Raw genomic sequence first — 17825 nt, 5'->3', positions numbered from 1 at the left:
CGCCCGTTTTTACTTTGTGGGGGGCGCGTTAGCCGGCCCCCTGGCCCCGCCTAAAAACCGCACTGGGGGGCGCGGGCGGGTATGGCGCCCACCGCCGGACCTGGGAGAGTGGCTCGTGGGCATGCGCCCCCCGGGCGCCGTTTTTCAACACCCCCCCCCCCCCCACCCGGGGGGGCCAAACCTGTCCCCCCCCCCCCGGTTTCGGACTCCCGTGCCGGATGATCAGGCAGCCAGCTCCAGCTCCCGCTCCGAGTCGGACACCGGCGCGGGTGCCGATCGCTTGGGCAGGAAGTGGGTCAGCGCCACCAGCGCGCCGACGATGCAGACCACACCGGCGAAGATCAGGCCGGGACGGTAGGCGTCGAGCACCGCGCCGGGCGACGTGTCGGTGTGCGGGGCGGAGGAGATGATCGCGGTGTTGATGGCCAGCACGATGGCCGCGCCGACCTGCATCGAGGTCTGCAGCACGCCCGCCGCCAGGCCCTGTTCCGCGTCATCGATGCCGTTGGTGGCCTGAATGTTGATGGCGGGGAAGCCGATCCAGCCGATACCGATCAGCAGCACCGCGGGCAGGATCACCGCGAGATACGAGGGCGTGGTGTCCAGTCGCAGGAACAGCAGGTAGCCGATGCTCATCACGACCATGGTGACCGCGATGATCGGGCCGGTGCCGAACCGGTCGACGATCTTGTCGGAGAACACCGACGACAGCGCGACCAGCAGGCCCACCGGCAGCAGCCCCATCGCCAGCTCCAGCGCCGACCAGCCCAGGGTGTCCTGCAGGAACAGGGTCACGATGAACTGCCAGCTGAAGTAGGAACCGGCCAGGGCGACGATGACCAGGCTCGCCCGCACCAGCGACACCTTGCGCAGGATGCCGAGCCGGATCAGCGGGTGCCGCACCCGGTTCTCCACCGCGACGAACGCCACGAACAGCGCCAGCACCGCGGCGAACGAGCCGACGGTACGGGCCGAGGCCCAGCCCGCCTCGGGCGCCGAGACGACCGTGAAGACCAGCAGCAGCATGGCGGCGGTGGAGAACAGCGCACCCAGCAGGTCGTGCCCGCCCTCCTCGGCCGGCCGGTCCTTGGGCACCAGGAACGCGGCGGCGACCAGCGCGGCGATGGCGATCGGCACGGGCAGGAAGAACGTCCAGCGCCAGCCGAGTCCGGTCATCAGGCCACCGAACACCAGGCCCATCGAGTAGCCGCCCGCACCGAACACGGTGTAGATGGACAGCGCCTTGTTGCGGGCCGGGCCCTCGGCGAAGTTGGTGGTGATGATCGACAGGCCGGTGGGCGCGGTGAACGCCGCGGCCAGGCCCTTCACGAAACGGGTCAGGATCAGCAGCGCGGCGGAGCTGACCAGGCCGCCCGCCAGCGAGGCCACCGCGAACACGGCCAGCGCGATCAGGAAGACCTTGCGCCGCCCGAGCAGGTCCGCGGTGCGCCCGCCGAGCAGCAGCAGGCCGCCGTAGCCGAGCACGTAACCGCTGACCAGCCACTGCAGGGTCGAGGTGGTCAGGCCGAGTTCGGAGCCGATGGACGGCAGTGCGACACCGATCATCGACACGTCGAGACCGTCGAGGAACAGCACGATGCACAGGGTGATCAGCATTCCCCACATGCGTGCCGGCCACCGGGTGGCCGCCTGGGCGGCGGCCGGGAGTGTTGCCGTGGAAGTCATGAGTTGGGACAGTACATGCATGCGCATCTAATGCGCAAGCATTTAATGTAGTTGCATGATTTGAGGTCGGGCACTAGGATGGCCCCATGTCAAAGCCGTCGACAGCGTCAGTCGACCGGCCCGGTGTGGAGTCGCTGGATCAGGCAGTACCAGCCGGACTGGTGAGCAAATGGCGCGATCTGCTGGACCAGCACGCCGCCGTCTCCTGTGCGCTGGAGAAAGAGCTACAGAGCCGCCACCGGATCGGGCTCAGCGAGTTCGAAACGCTGGACCGCCTGGTCGACGCCCACTGCGAGACCTATCGCATGAGCGACCTGGCCGGCGACATCTACCTCAGCCAGAGCGCCCTGTCGCGGGCGGTGGCCCGGCTCGAGCGCGACGGTTTGGTGAGCCGCAGCATGTGCACGGACGACCGGCGCGCGATCTTCGTCTGCCTGACCGACAAGGGCCGGGCCCTGCACGCCGCCGCCGCGCCCACCCACCGCGACGTGCTCACGCACACCCTGCACTGACCGCTCAGAACGCGGCCAGGGCCTCCTCGATGGCCGCGCGGGCATCCACGGACGCGGTCCGGATACCGCCGAAAGCCGCACGGTAGCGCGCGATTTCGGCCTCCTTGTCGAGATACGTGGAGCCGGTGAAGTTTTCGATGTACACCACCGGCGGCTCGCTCAGATCGCTTGCGGGCTCGGGGAATTCGAGCAGCATAAAGCGCCCCGTCTCCATCCCGTCGTGGTAGCCGCAGTCGTTGGGCACCACCCGGAGATCGACGTTGGGCCGCTCCGACATCCGGCGCAGGTGGTCGAGCTGGGCGGCGTGCACGTCGGCGCCACCGATCCGGTGCCACAGCAGCGACTCGGCGAGCACCGCCACCAGCCGCACCGGCGAACGCGGGCGGGTCAGCACGTTCTGCCGGGCCACCCGCAGCGCCACCCGGCGCTCCAGTTCCGGGCCGGGCATGTCCGGCCGCGCCGCGGACAGCACCGCACGGGCGTAGTCCTCGGTCTGCAGCAGGCCGGGCACCAGATCGTTCTCGAAGGTCGACAGCCGGTCGGCGGCCTCCTCGAGGCCGATGTACACATCGAAACCCTCGGGGATCACATCGCCGTATTCGGCCCACCAGCCGCGCGACTTGGTCTCCCGGGCCAGCGCGGTCAGCGGTTCGACCAGCTCGGCCGGCGCGCCGTAGATCTTGCACATGGCCTCGACATCGAGGCCGCGCAGCGAGGTCTGGCCGGTCTCGATGCGCCAGATCTTGGCCTCCGACCACTCCAGCCGCTGGGCCGCCACCCGAGTCGTCATGCGGGCACGGTTGCGCAGGTCGCGAAGCTGCCGCCCCAGCTGCCGCCTGGGCATCGTCGACCCGGTGATCCCGTGCGGTAAAGCCATGCCTTCCCCCTCCGTACCGTGCCGATCCTACCGCTCGACGCGAACCCGCCGAAGGGCGTGGAACGTCACCGAGCGTCCCGGCCGAATTGGACACGCGACTCGGATTGTTGCACAGGCCAACGACTCTCGGATACCGCCAATGGACCCGAATTTCGGAACTATTTCCGGGGCGGGCGCCGGCGGAACCGCCAGAACTGCACGGCGCGAACGTCTTCGGAGAGTTGGTTGACCGGTTCCGCCATCTCCGACAGCGCCTGGAACAGGTCGTCGGCGAGATCGTTGATGTGCTCGACGCGATCGGCCAGCCGCGCGGCGTTCACCAGGAATTCCAGGGCCAACCGCACCGACGCGGCGATCGTCAGCCCCAGCGGCACCGCCACCACCACCGCGAACACCAGCCCCAGCGGCATCGATACATGCCACAGCAACACCGTGAGCACGATCGGCACGCCGCCGGCGAAGGCCAGGCCGAGCAGGTAGGCCAGCGGCAGCAGCGTGCGCGTCGCCGACCGATGGAACTGCAGGTCCAGCAGGGCCCGCAGAGCGGCGAGCGCCCACGCGAGGAACGCGCCGGGGCTGCGGAACGGCTCGGCCGGGCGCTCGTCGGCCGGGTCGTCACCCACATGACGTGACAACCTTCGGCCGGTGGACTCCTTCCACGCGAGGAATCGGGGTTCTGCCTCGTAGTCGTCCGCGGGGTCCGCGGGCGGCCCGAGCGGCTCGTCGGTCATGGCCCGATCCTCTCCCGGCCACCGGCCGCGGGCAACGGGTGGGCCACAAGAGTTCTGTTGGGAAACTTTCAGCCACAACAGCTTCGATTCACAGGTACGGACACGACCGTGGTGCTCGGCCCGGCGGCGCCCCGCCACCGCGGTGGACTCGATAGCGAGGCGGAATCAAATGGTGAACCTGTGATGAATTCGACGGCGGGCAAAAAAGTTTCGCAGACCTGTAACACGGCGTCCTATGTGGCCCGATACGTCCCATGAACACCAACGCAGGACCTAGTTTTACCCGGGGAATGGAGAAGACAGTGCGTACGACGTTTCCGACTTCCGTCTCGGCGGCTACCTTGGCCGCCAGCGCGCAGGACTACATCCGGCGCGGTTGGACGGTCGCCGAAACGGCCAACGGCATCTGCCTGATCACCGACGAGGACGTATCGGGCATCGAAGTGACCGGCGAACTCGCGGCGACCGTGCGCCGGTTCCTGCGGGCGAACAACCTCACCGGGCCGGTGATCGAGATTCCGGGCGCCGAGCGCCGCGAGATCCACCTGGTGACCGGCGTCCGCAAGGCCGAGATGGCGCTCGAGGCGCTGCGCGAGGCCGGCGCCACCGTCTACACCGACGGTGCGGGCATCCCGCTCCCGCCGACCCAGCTGTCGGCCGCCGGTGCGGCCGGCTGGGGCGTCGCGCCGGGCGAGGCCCGCTGGCTGCCGCCGGTGGTCGCGATCGCCGCGGCCGTCCGGTCCGCCCGCTCGGGCCGCAAGTCGCAGGTCACACGGATCGCCAGCTAGCCCGCCGGCGCCGCCGCGCCGCACAATCGCATACGACCGGAAACCGCGAGGGCCCAATGGCTCTCGCGGTTTCCGTGGTATCCGGATCGCACTTGTCGGTGGGCCGGGTGATGATGGTGCTATGACGCGCGTCACGGACGGTAACCGCACCCTGTTCCGCACCTGCCCGCTGTGCGAGGCGGTCTGCGGGCTCGAGATCACCCTGTCCGCCGAGGATCGGGTGGTCGGCGTGCGGGGCGACCGGGAGGATCCGTTCAGCCGCGGCTTCATCTGCCCGAAGGGCGCCAGCCTCGGCCGCCTCGACGAAGACCCGGAACGGCTGAGCAAGCCGATGATTCGCGACCGCGCCACCGGCACCTGGCGCGCGGCCTCCTGGGAGGAGGCGTTCGACCTGATCGCCGAGCGCCTGCCCGCCCTCGTCGCCGCCCACGGCCATCAGGCCACGGCCCTGTACCTCGGCAATCCGAATGCCCACACCGTCGCGGGAGCGTTGTATCTGCCCCCGCTCATCCGCGCGCTGAGCACTCGCAACGTCTATTCCGCCAGCACCGCCGACCAGATGCCCAAGCAGGTGGCCAGCGGGCTGATGTTCGGCGACCCGCTGACGGTCCCGGTGCCCGATCTCGACCGCACCGAGTATCTGCTCGTGCTCGGCGCCAATCCGCTGGAGTCGAACGGATCGCTGTGCACCGCGCCGGACTACCCGGGCCGGTTGAAGGCGTTGCGCACACGCGGCGGGCGGCTCGTGGTGGTCGACCCGCGCCGTACCCGCACGGCGAAGCTGGCCGATGAGCACCTGTTCATCCGGCCGGGCAGCGACGCGTACCTGCTCTTCGCGATCGTGCACACGCTGTTCGCCGAGAACCTGACGACCGTCCGGGTCGAGGCCGAGGGAATCGACGAGGTGCGCACCGCCGCCACGGCCTTCCCGCCGGAGCGGGTCGCCGAGCGCACCGGCATCCCCGCGGAGACCATCGTGCGGCTGGCCCGTGAGCTGGCCGCCGCGCCGACGGCCGCCGTCTACGCCCGCATCGGCACCTGCACGGCCGAGTTCGGCACCCTCACGCAGTGGCTGGTGGATGTGCTCAATGTGCTCACCGGCAATCTGGATCGGCCGGGCGGGGCCATGTTCGCCACCGCCGCCGCGCTCGGCATCGTGCGCACCCGGCCGTTCCGGCTGGGCCGCTGGACCAGTCGGGTGCGGCAGGCGCCCGAGACCATGGGCGAGTTCCCGATCGCCACGCTGGCCGACGAGATCCGCACGCCGGGCGAGGGCCGGGTGCGGGCGTTGGTGACGGTCGCGGGCAATCCGGTGCTGTCGGCGCCCAGCGGCGCGCGGCTCGGTGCGGCGCTGGGCGAACTGGAGTTCATGGTCAGCGTGGACCGCTACCTGAACGAGACCACCCGTCATGCCGATGTGATCCTGCCGCCGCCGCGCACCCTGCAATCGGCGCACTACGATTTCGCGCTCCTGAACTTCGCCGTGCGCGATTACGCGCGCTACTCGCGACCGCTGCTGCCGCTGGACGACCGGCCCTCCGAGTCGGAGATCCTGGCGCGGCTGGCGATCGCGGCGTCCGGTCAGCAGCCCGAGCCCGGCCGCGACCCGCTCGCCGCGGTGGACGAGCTGATCATCGCCGGCACCCTGCACAAGGCCGGTCTGCTCGAACGCCGCGCCGAGCTGCTCGGCGACAACAGCACCGAGCAGCGCATCGACATGATGCTGCGGCTCGGCCCGTACGGCGAGTGGAATCCGCAGGCGCGGCCCGTCGAGCAGGCGGGGGTGTCCGGCGGGCTGAATCTGCAAGTGCTGCTGGACCATCCGCACGGCCTCGACCTGGGTCCGCTGCGACCGCGGCTGCCGGGCGTGCTCCGCACCGCCTCGAAGCGGGTCGAGCTGGCCCCGCGGCCGCTGCTGGACGATGTCGAGCGGTTGCGCGCCCGGCTCACCGAGCAGACCGCGGGCATGGTGCTGATCGGGCGTCGCCAGCTGCGCTCCAACAACAGCTGGATGCACAACGTGCCGAGTCTGGTCGGCGGGTCCAACACCTGCACGCTGCACGTCCACCCCGACGATGTGCGGCGGCTGGGCCTGCGCGCCGAGGCGGTGGTGAAATCGGCGGCGGGCATCCTCACCGTGCCGGTCGAGCCGACCGAGGAGATCATGCCGGGCGTGGTGAGCCTGCCGCACGGCTGGGGCCACTCCGACAGCGCGCAGTCGGTCGCCCGCGCGCACGCCGGAGTGAATGCCAATGTGCTGACCGATGATTCGATCGTCGACGTCCCCTCCGGCAACGCCGTGTTCAACGGAGTGCCGGTGACTTTGACCCCGGTCTGACCGGTCCGCCTCCGGCAAGGGGGATTACGCACCGGTCAAGATCGGGCGCGGTGCGCGAAATTGCCAACGCAATATTGCGAATTGTCCTCGCCCGCAGCCGAAAGCGGGCCACCGGGCCACGTCGGCACGCCAGTATCGTTGCAGCTACCCATGTTTCGTGTCTTGCGGCACCGCCGCACCCGGCGCATTCTTCGGTGACCACTGCTTCGGCGCGACGCCCGTGACCCGAGCCCCCGTCGCCGAATACTGGATCCGCCGGTCCCGGCCGCAATGGTGCTTCTCCGGGATCGGCGGGTTCGCCTCACCGGAGCTTGAAGATCACCAGGCGCTGGACGACGAAATTGATCACCGTGGCCGTGCCCTGCGCGACGATGAAGGCCAGCCAGATACGCCACCATTCGTCCGGCAGCACGTGGTAGAGCACCTGATTGATGCCGACCTGGACGGCGAAGGTCAATGCGTACAGCACGACCACGGCCAGGAAGCGCGCTCGGCTCGGCGCCGCCTGGAAGGTCCAGCGGCGATTGATCAGATAGGCCGTCGTGGTCCCGGCGATGAAACTGATCGACTTCGCCGCCGCTACCGGCCACCCCACCACCTGCAACAGCAGCGTGTACAACCCGAAGTCGATGATCGCGGAGAACCCGCCGGACAGCGCGAAGCGGATGATCTGAGTCTTCAGATCGACACTCGTGCCGCCGGGTTCGTCGACCAGAGGCAACTCGGGTGGCAGTGGCAGATGGGGTTCCGCGGTCACGCGCACGAGCGTAGCGGGTTGCCCCGCGACGCTCGTGACACCGGGACCGATGTCCGGTCATACCTGTAGCCTCTATGCCGATGTCCACGAAAGCTCAGACCTCCACCGCCGCGGGTCCTGCGAAAACTGCGGGCGACGGCGCTGCGTCACAGAATGACAGCTCAGGGTCGTCCGAACGTTACGACCTGCCGACCAGCACCCGCCGGCTGACGGGATGGGGCCGCACCGCGCCCACCTCCGCCGAAGTGCTCTCGACCGGCGATCCGGAAGTGATCGCACGGGCGGTGGCGATGGTCGCGCAGGACAACGCCGACAAGCCCGCCCACCTGCGCCGCGGCGTGATCGCCCGCGGGCTCGGCCGCTCCTACGGCGACAACGCGCAGAATGCCGGCGGCCTGGTCGTCGACATGACCGCGATGAACAAGATCCACCGCATCGATCGCGACACCCATCTGGTCGATGTCGACGCCGGGGTGAACCTGGACCAGCTGATGAAGGCGGCGCTGCCGTTCGGCCTGTGGGTCCCGGTGCTGCCGGGCACCCGGCAGGTCACCGTCGGCGGCGCGATCGGCTCCGACATCCACGGCAAGAACCACCACAGCGCGGGCAGCTTCGGCAATCACGTGCGGTCGATGGAACTGCTCACCGCCGACGGCACGGTGCACCACATCACGCCGAAGCGGAACGCGAAACTGTTCTGGGCGACCGTCGGCGGATGCGGGCTCACCGGCATCATCCTGCGGGCCACCATCGAGATGACGCCGACCGAGACCGCGTACTTCATCGCCGACGGCGATGTCACCGCGACGCTCGAGGAGACCATCGCCTTCCACAGCGACGGCTCGGAGGATCGCTACGAATACAGCTCGGCCTGGTTCGACGCGATCAGCCCGGAGCCCAAGCTGGGCCGGGCCGCGATCTCGCGCGGCAATCTGGCGAAGCTGGACGAATTGCCGAAGAAGCTGCGGAAGGATCCGCTGAAGTTCAACGGCAAGACCTTCCTCACGCTGCCCGATGTCTTCCCGAACGGCCTGGCCAACAAGTACACCTTCACGCCGATCGGCGAACTCTGGTACCGCAAGTCGGGGTCCTACCGCGGCAAGGTGCAGAACCTGACGCAGTTCTATCACCCGCTGGACATGCTGGGTGAATGGAACCGCGGCTACGGCTCGAACGGTTTCCTCCAGTACCAGTTCGTGGTGCCGCCGGAGGCCGTCGAGGAATTCAAGAGCATCATCCGCGACATCCAGGGCTCCGGGTTCTACTCGTTCCTCAATGTTTTCAAGTTGTTCGGCCCGGGTAACCAGGCGCCGCTGAGCTTCCCCATGCCGGGCTGGAACATCTGCGTGGACTTCCCGATCAAGGCGGGGCTCAACGAGTTCGTCACCGAATTGGACCGGCGCGTGCTGGAATTCGGCGGGCGGCTCTACACCGGCAAGGATTCCCGCACCACCGCGGAGTCCTTCCACAAGATGTATCCCCGGATCGACGAGTGGATCAAGACCCGCCGAAGTGTCGATCCCACAGGCGTTTTCATGTCCGATATGGCGAGAAGGCTGGAGCTGCAGTGAGCGGTGAGTGCACCAAATGATCAATGCCGTTGGTAACCCCCAGAACATCCTGCTGCTGGGCGGCACCTCCGAGATCGGCCTGGCGATCTGCGCGGAATACCTGAAGAAGGGACCGGCCCGGATCGTGCTCGCCGCTTTGCCCGACGATCCGCTGCGCGCGGACTCGGTGGCGCAGCTGGAGGCGGCCGGCGCCTCGAAGGTCGAGGTGATCGACTTCGACGCGCTCGACACCGGCAGTCACCCCAAGGTCGTCGAACAGGCTTGGGCCGACGGGGATATCGATGTCGCGATCGTGGCGTTCGCGCTGGACGGCGACGCCGAGGAGCTGTGGCAGAACCAGCAGAAGGCCGTGCGGGTCGCCGAGGTCAACTACACCGCGTCGGTATCGGTCGGGGTGCTGGTCGGCGAGAAGATGAAGTCGCAGGGCTACGGGCGGATCGTCGTCATGTCCTCGGTCGCCGGTGAGCGCGTGAAGCGCGCCAACTTCGTCTACGGCTCCACCAAGGCCGGCCTGGACGGCTTCTACCTCGGCCTGGGCGAGGCCCTGCGCCCCTTCGGCCCCCGCGTGACGGTGATCCGCCCCGGCCAGGTCCGCACCAAGTTCTCCGCCCACGTCGACGAGGCCCCCCTCACCGTCAACAAGGAGGAGGTAGCCGCCCTGGCGGTCGCCGCCTCCCAAAAAGGCAAGGAAATAGCCTGGGCCCCAGGAACTTTCCGCTGGGTCATGATGATCCTCCGCCACGTCCCCCGCCCGATCTTCCGCCGCCTCCCCCTCTGACCGCCGGATTTTCGAGCCGTAACGGCCGGTAGCGAAACGCTGCCGACCGTTGTCGATGCGCCCGGGTTGCCCGGCTCTGACTAGAGTGACGCTCGGCTCGCGGTCAGTGCAGGCGATTGAGGAACCGGAGGCAGCGTGCGGGTACTTGTCCGGCAGGTCGGTGGGGGTCTTGGGGAGGCGGGGCTCGCGGCGGTGGTCGCGGGGGCGGTGGCGGCCGTGGGGCTGGTGGCGTTCGGGACCGTGCAGTGGCCGGCCTTCAATTCCTCCAATGTGACTCGGGCGCTGACCACGGTCGGGCAGGTGGCGGCGGTGGCGCTGCTGGTCGCGGCGGTGGTGCTGGTGCGGCTGCGGCGGTGGTCGTGGCTGGCGAAAGTGCTGTCCTGGGTGGGCATTTCGGGGTTCGTGACGGTGACGCTGGGGATGCCGCTGGCGGCCACCAAGCTGTATCTGTTCGGGATCTCGGTGGACCAGGAGTTCCGGACCGAATACCTGACGCGGCTGACCGACACCGCGGCGCTGCACGACATGACCTACATCGATCTGCCGCCGTACTACCCCGCCGGGTGGTTCTGGATCGGCGGGCGGGTGGCGAACCTGCTCGGCATGTCCGGGTGGGAGACGTTCAAGCCCTACGCGATCGCCGCGCTGGCGGTGGCGGCGGCGCTGGCAATGGTGTTGTGGTCGAGGCTGATTCGCGCCGACTGGGCCGTAGCCGTAGCGGCCGCGACGACCGCCGTGACGCTGGCGTTCGCGTCGCCCGAGGCCTACAGCGCAGTCCTGATAGTCCTGTTCGCCCCCGCCATGCTGCTGGCCTGGGGAGCGCTGTACCGCCCGGCGGAGTACGCCACCGGCCCGGCGCCAGGCCGTCCGACCACGGACTCGGCAGCGGTCACCGGCCCGGCTGTCGCGGCATCCGGCGCACCGGCCGAGGAAAATGTGGCCGCGGCAGACAGTGCCGTGGCGGTCGCCTCCACCGGCGAGCCTTCAAGGCCGATCGGTGCGGCCGAGTCAGGTGCCGCTGGTGCGGGTGCTACCGCGAAGACCGCGGGTGGATGGGGGGCGGCGGTCGGGGCCGGGTTGTTCCTCGGCGTTTCGGCGATGTTCTACCAACTGTTCGCCGGTGTCGCGGTGTTCACGGTCGTGTTGATGGCGGTCGTCGCGTGGGGTGCGCTGCTGTGGCAGCGGCGCGCGGACGCGGTGCATCGGCCGCGGGCGGTCGCGGCCGGGCCGGGCGCGCTGCGGCTGCTGGCGCCGATCTTGGCCCGGCTCGTCGTGATGGGCGTGATCACGGCCGTGCTGGCGCTGATCACCTGGGGGCCGTGGCTGGCGAAGGCGCTCACGGGGGCACGGTCGGGATCAGGGACCGCGCTGCACTATCTGCCGGAGTCGGGGGCCCGGCTGTCGTTCCCGATGTTCGACTTCGGCGAGCCGCTGCTCGGCGCGCTGTGCCTGATCGGCACGGTCTGGCTGGTGGCGCGGGCGGCGAGTTCGCGGCGGGCCCAGGCCCTCGGGATCTCGGTGGTGGCGATCTATCTGTGGTCGCTGGCGTCGCTGACCGTGACCGCGGCCGGATTCACCGGGCTGTCCTTCCGGCTCGAACCGATCCTGCAGACACTGCTGGCCGCGGCCGGAACCTTCGGCTTCGTCGAGGGCGCGCGAGCGATCTACCAGGCGATCAACGAACCGCGGCGGTTCCGGCCCGCCGCCGTGGCGGTCGCGGTGATCGGCGCGCTGGCCTTCGCCCAGAGCATCCCCAGCATTCTGAACAGCGAGATCACCACCGCCTACACCGACACCGACGGCAATGGTGAACGCGCCGACCAGCGCAGCCCGTCGGCGGTGTCGTACTACCGCGAGATCGACGCCGCGCTCACCACACAGACCGGGCGGCCACGCGACGAGTCGGTGGTACTCACCGCCGACACCAGCTTCCTGGCCTACTACCCGTACTACGGCTTCCAGGGCCTCACCTCGCACTACGCGAATCCGCTGGCCGACTTCGCGGCGCGGGCGGCCGAGATCAAGCGCTGGAGCGGGCTGCAGTCCCCCGCCGAACTACTCGACGCCCTCGAGCACACCCCGTGGCGGGCGCCGGATGCCTTCCTGTTCCGCGGCAGCGGCGACAAGTACACGCTGCGACTCGCCGAGGACGTCTATCCGAACGATCCCAACGTGCGGCGGTACACGGTGTCCTTCCCCAAGACGCTGTTCGAGGACCCGCATTTCCAGGTGACGAACATCGGCCCGTTCACGCTTATCGTCCGCCATTGATGTGAACAACCCGCCAAACCTGTGGATAAGACTGTGGAATACCTCATTTTCTGTGGATAACTCCCGCTTCGGCGCGCGCTCTCTCAGGAAACGGCGGTAGCGTGGGCCGCTGAGTTTGTCCAGCAAGAGGGAGTTGTACCTGTGGTACCCGGCGGGGAATCGGATCGCGACGAACCGAAGCGATCGGGGGGAGCCGCGACCGTTGTCCTGGACCCGCCGGCCCACGCCGGCGGGGCGGCGACGCTCGGCACCGCCACCGATTCCCGCCGCGCCGGACTGGTCCGGCGGCTGCGGTCCTCGCGCACCGATCTGCTGATCGGGACGACGTACCTGCTCTTCGCCGTGATCGTGCTGTCCGGCCAGTGGCGCGACACCGGCAACGGCTACCTGATCAAGAGCGGCCAGGACCAGTCCATGTGGGAGTGGTTCTTCGCGGTGACCGCGCATTCGGTCGCCCACCTGGAGAGTCCGCTCGGCACCACCCTGCAGAACTTCCCGGCCGGGGTGAACATGATGGCCAACACCGCCATGTTCGGTGTCGGCGTCCCGCTGACCCCGGTCACCATGCTGTTCGGGCCGACCACCACCTACGTGCTGGTGCTCACCGCGGGCCTGGCCGCCACCGCCTTCGCCTGGTACTGGCTGTTCTCCCGGGAACTGGTGCGCTCGCGGTTCGCGGCGGCCGTGGGCGGTGTGTTCTGCGGATTCGCCCCGGCGATGATCTCGCACGCCAACGCCCACCCGAATTTCGTGCTGCTCGCGCTGCTGCCGGTGATCGCGCTCGTCCTCATCCGCCAAGCCCGGCGCGCGACGAGCGAACCCGCGCCGGGCCCGGCGAGGCGGGTCCGTGCGGCGGTGACGCTGGGCCTGCTGGTCGCGTTGCAGATCGCGCTGGGCGAGGAGCCGCTGCTGATCTTCGCGCTGGCGTTCGGCCTGTTCACCCTCGTCTACTACCTGCACCGGCCGCGCACCGGGCTGCTGGTGGTGCGCCGGGTAGCGCCCACGGTGGGGCTCGCGGCCCTGATCACGCTGGCGCTCACGGCTATTCCGCTGTGGTGGCAGTTCTTCGGCCCGCAGAGTTACCGGTCCATCGATCACGGCCCGACCGGTAACGACCTGAAGGCGCTGGTGCAGTTCCCGGCGGAATCGCTGGGCGGCATGTTCGCGCCGGGCCAGAACGTCGGCATCAACCCGACCGAGGACAACTCCTACTTCGGCTGGCCGCTGCTGGCGCTGCTGGCCGTCACGGTGGTGCTGCTGTGGCGGCGCGGTCCTCGCGTGGAGCCGTTCAACCACTACCGCGCGGCGCGGGCGGCCACGGCGGTGATCGTGGTGTTCACGGTGCTGTCGCTGGGCGTGATGGCGACGATCGGCAAGCGGCCGCTCGGCGTGAGCCTGCCCTGGAAGTGGCTGGAGCAGGTACCGCTGCTGAACACGGTGCTGGAGACCAGGTTCAGCATGGCCGCCGTGCCGGCCATCGCCGTGATTCTGGCGCTCGGCACCGAACGCGCGATCGCCTACGCGCGCGAGTCGCTCGGTGATCCGCGGCCGCTCATCTGGTTCGGTGCGCTGACGCTGGTGCTGGTGCCGCTGGTGCCGACCATCCTGCCCGTCACCGAGCGCACCCCCACCCCGGCGTTCTTCACCGACGGCACCGTGCGCGACTACGTCAGCAGCGGTTCGGTGGTGATCGCGCCGCCGCCGTCCACCGTCGACGCCCGCGCCCTGCGCTGGCAGGTCGACTCGGGTCTGCAATTCCCGCTCGCCGGTGGGTATTTCGTCGGCCCGGCCCCGGACAAGAAGGGTCGGTACGGCCCCGACATCCGCCCGACCGCGCTGCTGATGGCACAGGCCCAGCAGACCGACCGGGTCCCCGAGATCGATGACACCACTCGCGAACACGCCCTGGCCGACCTGAACTTCTGGAAGGCCGACGTGATCGTGCTGCCTCCGGTCGAGCACGGCCGGGCCATCCACGCCACCCTCGACCAGCTCCTCGGATTCCCCGGCCGCTACGTCGACGGCGTGTGGGTGTGGGACGTGCGCGGGCTGGTCTGACCGGAGAACGGCGGGGGTGGCTAGCATCAGGCACCGTGCGCGCAGACTCCCCAGCGTTTTCCCCGGTTCGCCTGATCGCCCTCGTATCGGGTGTGCTCGCCGCGCTCTGCGCGGTGCTCGCACCCCTGCTGCCGGTGCGGGAGGACCGCGCCACGCTCGACTGGCCGCAGCCGCAGTCGGTGAACGTGGACGCGCCGCTGGTGTCCTACGTCCCGCTGGATCTGCAGGCGAGCATTCCGTGCGCGGCATTCCGCGAACTGCCGAGCGGCACGGTGCTGTCCACGGTGCCCGCCGACGCGCCGGGAGCGAGCGCGAAAGGCTTGCTGGCCAAGGTGACCGACGACGCCGGCGCCCGGCGGCTGTCGGTGCTCCAGCGCGACATCCCGCTGCTGTCCGCGCCGATCGATGAGATCGGCGGCTGCACGGCGCTGACCGTGCACTCCACCGCGGGCGCCACCGACACCGAATTCACGGGCGTCACGCGCGCCGACGGCACCCCGTTCCGCAACTCGGTGTCCGGCGATATCCGCCCGCAAGTGGTCGGCGTCTACACCGATCTGGATCGAGCGCGGCTGGGTGACGCGCACCTGCACGCGGACATCGACTCCCGCTTCTCCTCCACGCCGAGCCCGCTGAAGCTGGCCGCGATTATCGCCGCGGTCGTGCTCACCCTCGTCGCGCTGATCTGTCTGCACCTGATCGACACCGCCGACGGGCGCCGTCCCCGCCGTTTCCTGCCCGCGCACTGGTGGCGTTTCAAGATCGCCGACGGGGTGGTGCTGGGCACGCTGCTGCTGTGGCACGTGATCGGCGCCAACACCTCCGACGACGGCTACATCCTGAATATGGCTCGGGCGTCCCGGCATTCGGGCTATATGGCCAACTACTACCGCTGGTTCGGGGTGGCCGAGGCGCCGTTCGGCTGGCCGTACGAGGTACTGGCCTGGATGACCCGAATCAGCGATGCCAGCTGGTGGATGAGGCTGCCGTCGCTGATCGCCGGCATCGTGTGCTGGCTGGTGATCAGCCGGGAAGTGCTGCCGCGCTTGGGCGCCCGCGTGCGCCGCGACAATATCGCGCGCTGGACGGCGGGCCTGGTGTTCCTGGTCGCCTGGCTGCCCTACGACAACGGCCTGCGCCCGGAGCCGTTGATCGCGCTGGGCGCGCTGCTGACCTGGTGCTCGATCGAGCGCGCCATCGCGACCGGTCGGCTGCTGCCCGCCGCGATCGCCGTGCTGATCGCCGCCTTCTCGCTGGCCGCGGGACCGACGGGTCTGATCTGCATCGCCGCGCTGATCGCCGGATCTCGCCCGGTGCTGCAACTGATCATCAAACGGGCCCGCGGGCGCATGGATTCCGACGACGCGACGCCGGACAAGCGGGCCGGACGTGGGACGTTCGCCTCGGCGATACTGCGCTACGGCGCGCTGCTGGCCCCCGGCGTCGCCGCCGGAACCCTGGTGCTGGTCGTGGTTTTCGCGGATCAGACGCTGGCCTCGGTCATGGAGGCCACCCGGGTGCGCAAGATCATCGGGCCGAACGTGGCGTGGTTCGACGAGCGCACTCGCTGGGATTCGCTGCTGATGCTGTCGCCCGACGGGTCGCTGGCGCGGCGCTTCGGGATTCTCGGCATGGTGCTGTGCCTGGGCGTGTGTGTGCTGGTGATGCTGCGCAAGAGCGGGCGGATTCCGGGCACCTCGCGCGGACCGTCGGCGCGCATCCTGGGCATCGTGTTCATGTCGCTGCTGCTGATGATGTTCACGCCGACCAAGTGGACCCATCACTTCGGGGTCTACGCCGGTCTGGCCGGTTCGCTCGCCGCGCTCACGGCGGTCGCGGTGGGCGTCAACGGGATTCGCGCGGCGTATAACCGCTCGCTGTTCGCCGCGGCCGTATTCTTCCTGCTCGCAATCACTTTCACCGGTTCGAACGGCTGGTGGTACGTGTCCAGCTACGGAATCCCGTGGTGGGACAAGGCGCCGCTGCTGGCGGGCAAGGGCTTCTCGACGATGTTCCTCGGCCTCGCGGTGCTGTGCCTGCTGCTGGCCGCGTGGCAGTACTACCGCGAGCCGTACCGAAAGGCGGGCGGGCGCAAGCGGTTCGACAAGTTCGCCGTGCAGCCGCTGACCATCGCCGCCGCGGCCATGGTGCTGTTCGAGGTGGCCTCGCTCGGCAAGGCGGCCGTCACGCAGTACCCGGCCTACTCGATCACCAAGGCGAATCTGCGTGCGCTGGGCGGCGATTCGTGCTCGCTCGCCGACGACGTGCTGGTCGAGACGAACACCGCGGACTCGCTGCTGCAGCCCTACACCGGCGCGGCGGCGGACGGCCTGGCCGCGGAGAACGTCGGCTTCACCCCCGACGGCGTGGCGCGCGACCTGACCGCCGACGCCGAGGAGACCGTCAGCGGCGGCGCCAACTCGGTCGACACCAAGTCCGAGAACAAAACCACCAACACCACCGGATCGGGCACCGGCGGCGGCAGCACCGACCGGGCGGGCATCAACGGCAGCACGGTGAAGCTGCCGTTCGGCCTCGACCCCGCTCGCACCCCGGTATTGGGCAACTACACCACCGGCGACAAGCAGCAGGCCCACCTGACCTCGCAGTGGTACCGGCTCGACCTCGACGCCGCCCGCGACGATCCCGCTTACCACCTACTGACGGTGAGCGCGGCCGGGCGGATCAAATCGGTGAACAAGGACGGCGTGGTCACCTACGGGCAGGATCTGCGCGTGGAGTTCGCGCACCGCGCCGACGACGGTTCCGAACAGCCGCTCGGCTCGTTCCAGCCGCTCGATATCGGCGGCGCGCCCTCGTGGCGCAACATGCGCGTGCCGCTGGACCGGATTCCCGACGGCACCAACGCGGTGCGCCTCGTCGCGGTCGCCAACGACCTCACCCCGCGGCAGTGGCTCGCCGTCACCCCGCCCCGGCTGCCGAAGCTGGCCACGCTGGACACCGTGGTCGGCCGCGAGGACCCGGTGCTGGAGGACTGGCACGTCGGGCTCGCCTTCCCCTGCCAGCGCCCGTTCGATCACAAGGACGGCGTCGCCGAGGCGCCGCGCTGGCGCATCCTGCCCGACCGGGTCGGCTCCGACGCCTCCAACGCGTGGCAGGACGACATCGGCGGCGGCCCGCTCGGCTGGACCGGCCTGCTGGCCGAGGCCCAGACCGTGCCCGGCTATCTGAACGACGACTGGGACCGCGACTGGGGCTCCCTGGAGCGGCTCACGCCGTATGTTCCGTCCGCGACCCCCGCGACGATCGGCGTGACCGTCGAAACCCGTTCGGGCCGAGCCGAAGACGTCCCCATCCGCGCCCGGTAGCCGATGGGTGGCGGGGGGGGGGGGGGGGAAGGGGGTTGTTTTGAACGGCAATTTTATTGTTTAAATTGTTTTTGGGCAAAAACTTATTGAAGGGCATGGGGTTTTGTTTTAAGTTTCCGTTGTCCACTC

The 17825-nt window shown here is 69.3% G+C and carries 12 protein-coding genes; 8 read left to right on the top strand and 4 right to left on the bottom strand.

Translation table 11 applies throughout. From position 1 onward, the window contains the following. Positions 1-222 precede the first annotated feature (222 nt). Positions 223-1686, bottom strand: a complete 1464-nt coding sequence (locus QH470_RS15790) for an MFS transporter (RefSeq protein WP_280273116.1) — start codon at positions 1684-1686, stop codon at positions 223-225. 86 nt (positions 1687-1772) lie between these two features. Between QH470_RS15790 and QH470_RS15785 the strand changes: the two genes are divergently transcribed. Next, positions 1773-2198, top strand: coding sequence for a MarR family winged helix-turn-helix transcriptional regulator (locus tag QH470_RS15785; protein WP_280273115.1), 426 nt, complete (start codon positions 1773-1775; stop codon positions 2196-2198). Between the two features lie 4 nt (positions 2199-2202). On the opposite strand, the gene QH470_RS15780 is transcribed toward QH470_RS15785, so the two are convergent. Then, positions 2203-3042 carry a helix-turn-helix domain-containing protein gene (locus QH470_RS15780; RefSeq protein ID WP_280273117.1) on the bottom strand — a complete coding sequence of 280 codons (840 nt, stop codon included), beginning with the start codon at positions 3040-3042 and terminating at the stop codon, positions 2203-2205. A 191-nt stretch (positions 3043-3233) separates the two neighbouring features. Continuing rightward, on the bottom strand, positions 3234-3806 hold the full coding sequence (locus QH470_RS15775) for a DUF4282 domain-containing protein (protein ID WP_280273114.1): 573 nt from the start codon (positions 3804-3806) through the stop codon (positions 3234-3236). Positions 3807-4096: 290 nt separating this feature from the next. On the opposite strand from QH470_RS15775, the gene QH470_RS15770 reads away from it, so the two are divergent. Together QH470_RS15770 and QH470_RS15765 are read left to right on the top strand one after the other, a co-directional pair. Then, complete coding sequence (locus QH470_RS15770; RefSeq protein ID WP_280273113.1) at positions 4097-4594, top strand: hypothetical protein; 498 nt, start codon at positions 4097-4099, stop codon at positions 4592-4594. Positions 4595-4715: 121 nt separating this feature from the next. After that, on the top strand, positions 4716-6932 hold the full coding sequence (locus QH470_RS15765) for a molybdopterin-dependent oxidoreductase (RefSeq protein ID WP_280273112.1): 2217 nt from the start codon (positions 4716-4718) through the stop codon (positions 6930-6932). A gap of 301 nt (positions 6933-7233) precedes the next feature. Here the strand turns inward: QH470_RS15765 and QH470_RS15760 are convergent, their stop codons facing one another. Next, positions 7234-7689 carry a GtrA family protein gene (locus tag QH470_RS15760; protein ID WP_280273111.1) on the bottom strand — a complete coding sequence of 152 codons (456 nt, stop codon included), beginning with the start codon at positions 7687-7689 and terminating at the stop codon, positions 7234-7236. Between the two features lie 80 nt (positions 7690-7769). Here QH470_RS15760 and dprE1 point away from each other — a divergent pair, with 80 nt between their 5' ends. The 5 genes from dprE1 to QH470_RS15735 all read left to right on the top strand — a co-directional run bounded on the left by dprE1 (position 7770) and on the right by QH470_RS15735 (position 17696). Then, positions 7770-9260: a decaprenylphosphoryl-beta-D-ribose oxidase gene (gene dprE1 / locus QH470_RS15755; protein ID WP_400180534.1), complete on the top strand. Its 1491-nt coding sequence runs from the start codon at positions 7770-7772 to the stop codon at positions 9258-9260. 16 nt (positions 9261-9276) lie between these two features. Beyond that, positions 9277-10038, top strand: a complete 762-nt coding sequence (gene dprE2 / locus QH470_RS15750) for a decaprenylphospho-beta-D-erythro-pentofuranosid-2-ulose 2-reductase (protein ID WP_280273109.1) — start codon at positions 9277-9279, stop codon at positions 10036-10038. A 135-nt stretch (positions 10039-10173) separates the two neighbouring features. Next, on the top strand, positions 10174-12309 hold the full coding sequence (locus QH470_RS15745) for an arabinofuranosyltransferase (RefSeq protein ID WP_280273108.1): 2136 nt from the start codon (positions 10174-10176) through the stop codon (positions 12307-12309). Between the two features lie 207 nt (positions 12310-12516). Further along, positions 12517-14367: a glycosyltransferase family protein gene (locus QH470_RS15740; RefSeq protein ID WP_425302678.1), complete on the top strand. Its 1851-nt coding sequence runs from the start codon at positions 12517-12519 to the stop codon at positions 14365-14367. Positions 14368-14402: 35 nt separating this feature from the next. Further along, positions 14403-17696, top strand: coding sequence for an arabinosyltransferase domain-containing protein (locus QH470_RS15735; RefSeq protein ID WP_280273106.1), 3294 nt, complete (start codon positions 14403-14405; stop codon positions 17694-17696). Positions 17697-17825 lie beyond the last annotated feature (129 nt).

Source organism: Nocardia wallacei, from assembly GCF_029868745.1.
GTDB classification, from domain to species: Bacteria; Actinomycetota; Actinomycetes; order Mycobacteriales; family Mycobacteriaceae; genus Nocardia; species Nocardia wallacei_B.
The sequence above is the reverse complement of the archived record's forward strand: the minus strand, read 5'-3'. Positions and strand labels throughout refer to the sequence as shown.

Excerpts from the sequence above, each read along its gene's own strand:
- QH470_RS15790 (WP_280273116.1), bottom strand. The coding sequence starts at position 1,686 with ATGACTTCCACGGCAACACTCCCGGCCGCCGCCCAGGCGGCCACCCGG.
- QH470_RS15785 (WP_280273115.1), top strand. The coding sequence starts at position 1,773 with ATGTCAAAGCCGTCGACAGCGTCAGTCGACCGGCCCGGTGTGGAGTCG.
- QH470_RS15780 (WP_280273117.1), bottom strand. The coding sequence starts at position 3,042 with ATGCCCAGGCGGCAGCTGGGGCGGCAGCTTCGCGACCTGCGCAACCGT.
- QH470_RS15775 (WP_280273114.1), bottom strand. The coding sequence starts at position 3,806 with ATGACCGACGAGCCGCTCGGGCCGCCCGCGGACCCCGCGGACGACTAC.
- QH470_RS15770 (WP_280273113.1), top strand. The coding sequence starts at position 4,097 with ATGGAGAAGACAGTGCGTACGACGTTTCCGACTTCCGTCTCGGCGGCT.
- QH470_RS15765 (WP_280273112.1), top strand. The coding sequence starts at position 4,716 with ATGACGCGCGTCACGGACGGTAACCGCACCCTGTTCCGCACCTGCCCG.
- dprE1 (WP_400180534.1), top strand. The coding sequence starts at position 7,770 with ATGTCCACGAAAGCTCAGACCTCCACCGCCGCGGGTCCTGCGAAAACT.
- dprE2 (WP_280273109.1), top strand. The coding sequence starts at position 9,277 with ATGATCAATGCCGTTGGTAACCCCCAGAACATCCTGCTGCTGGGCGGC.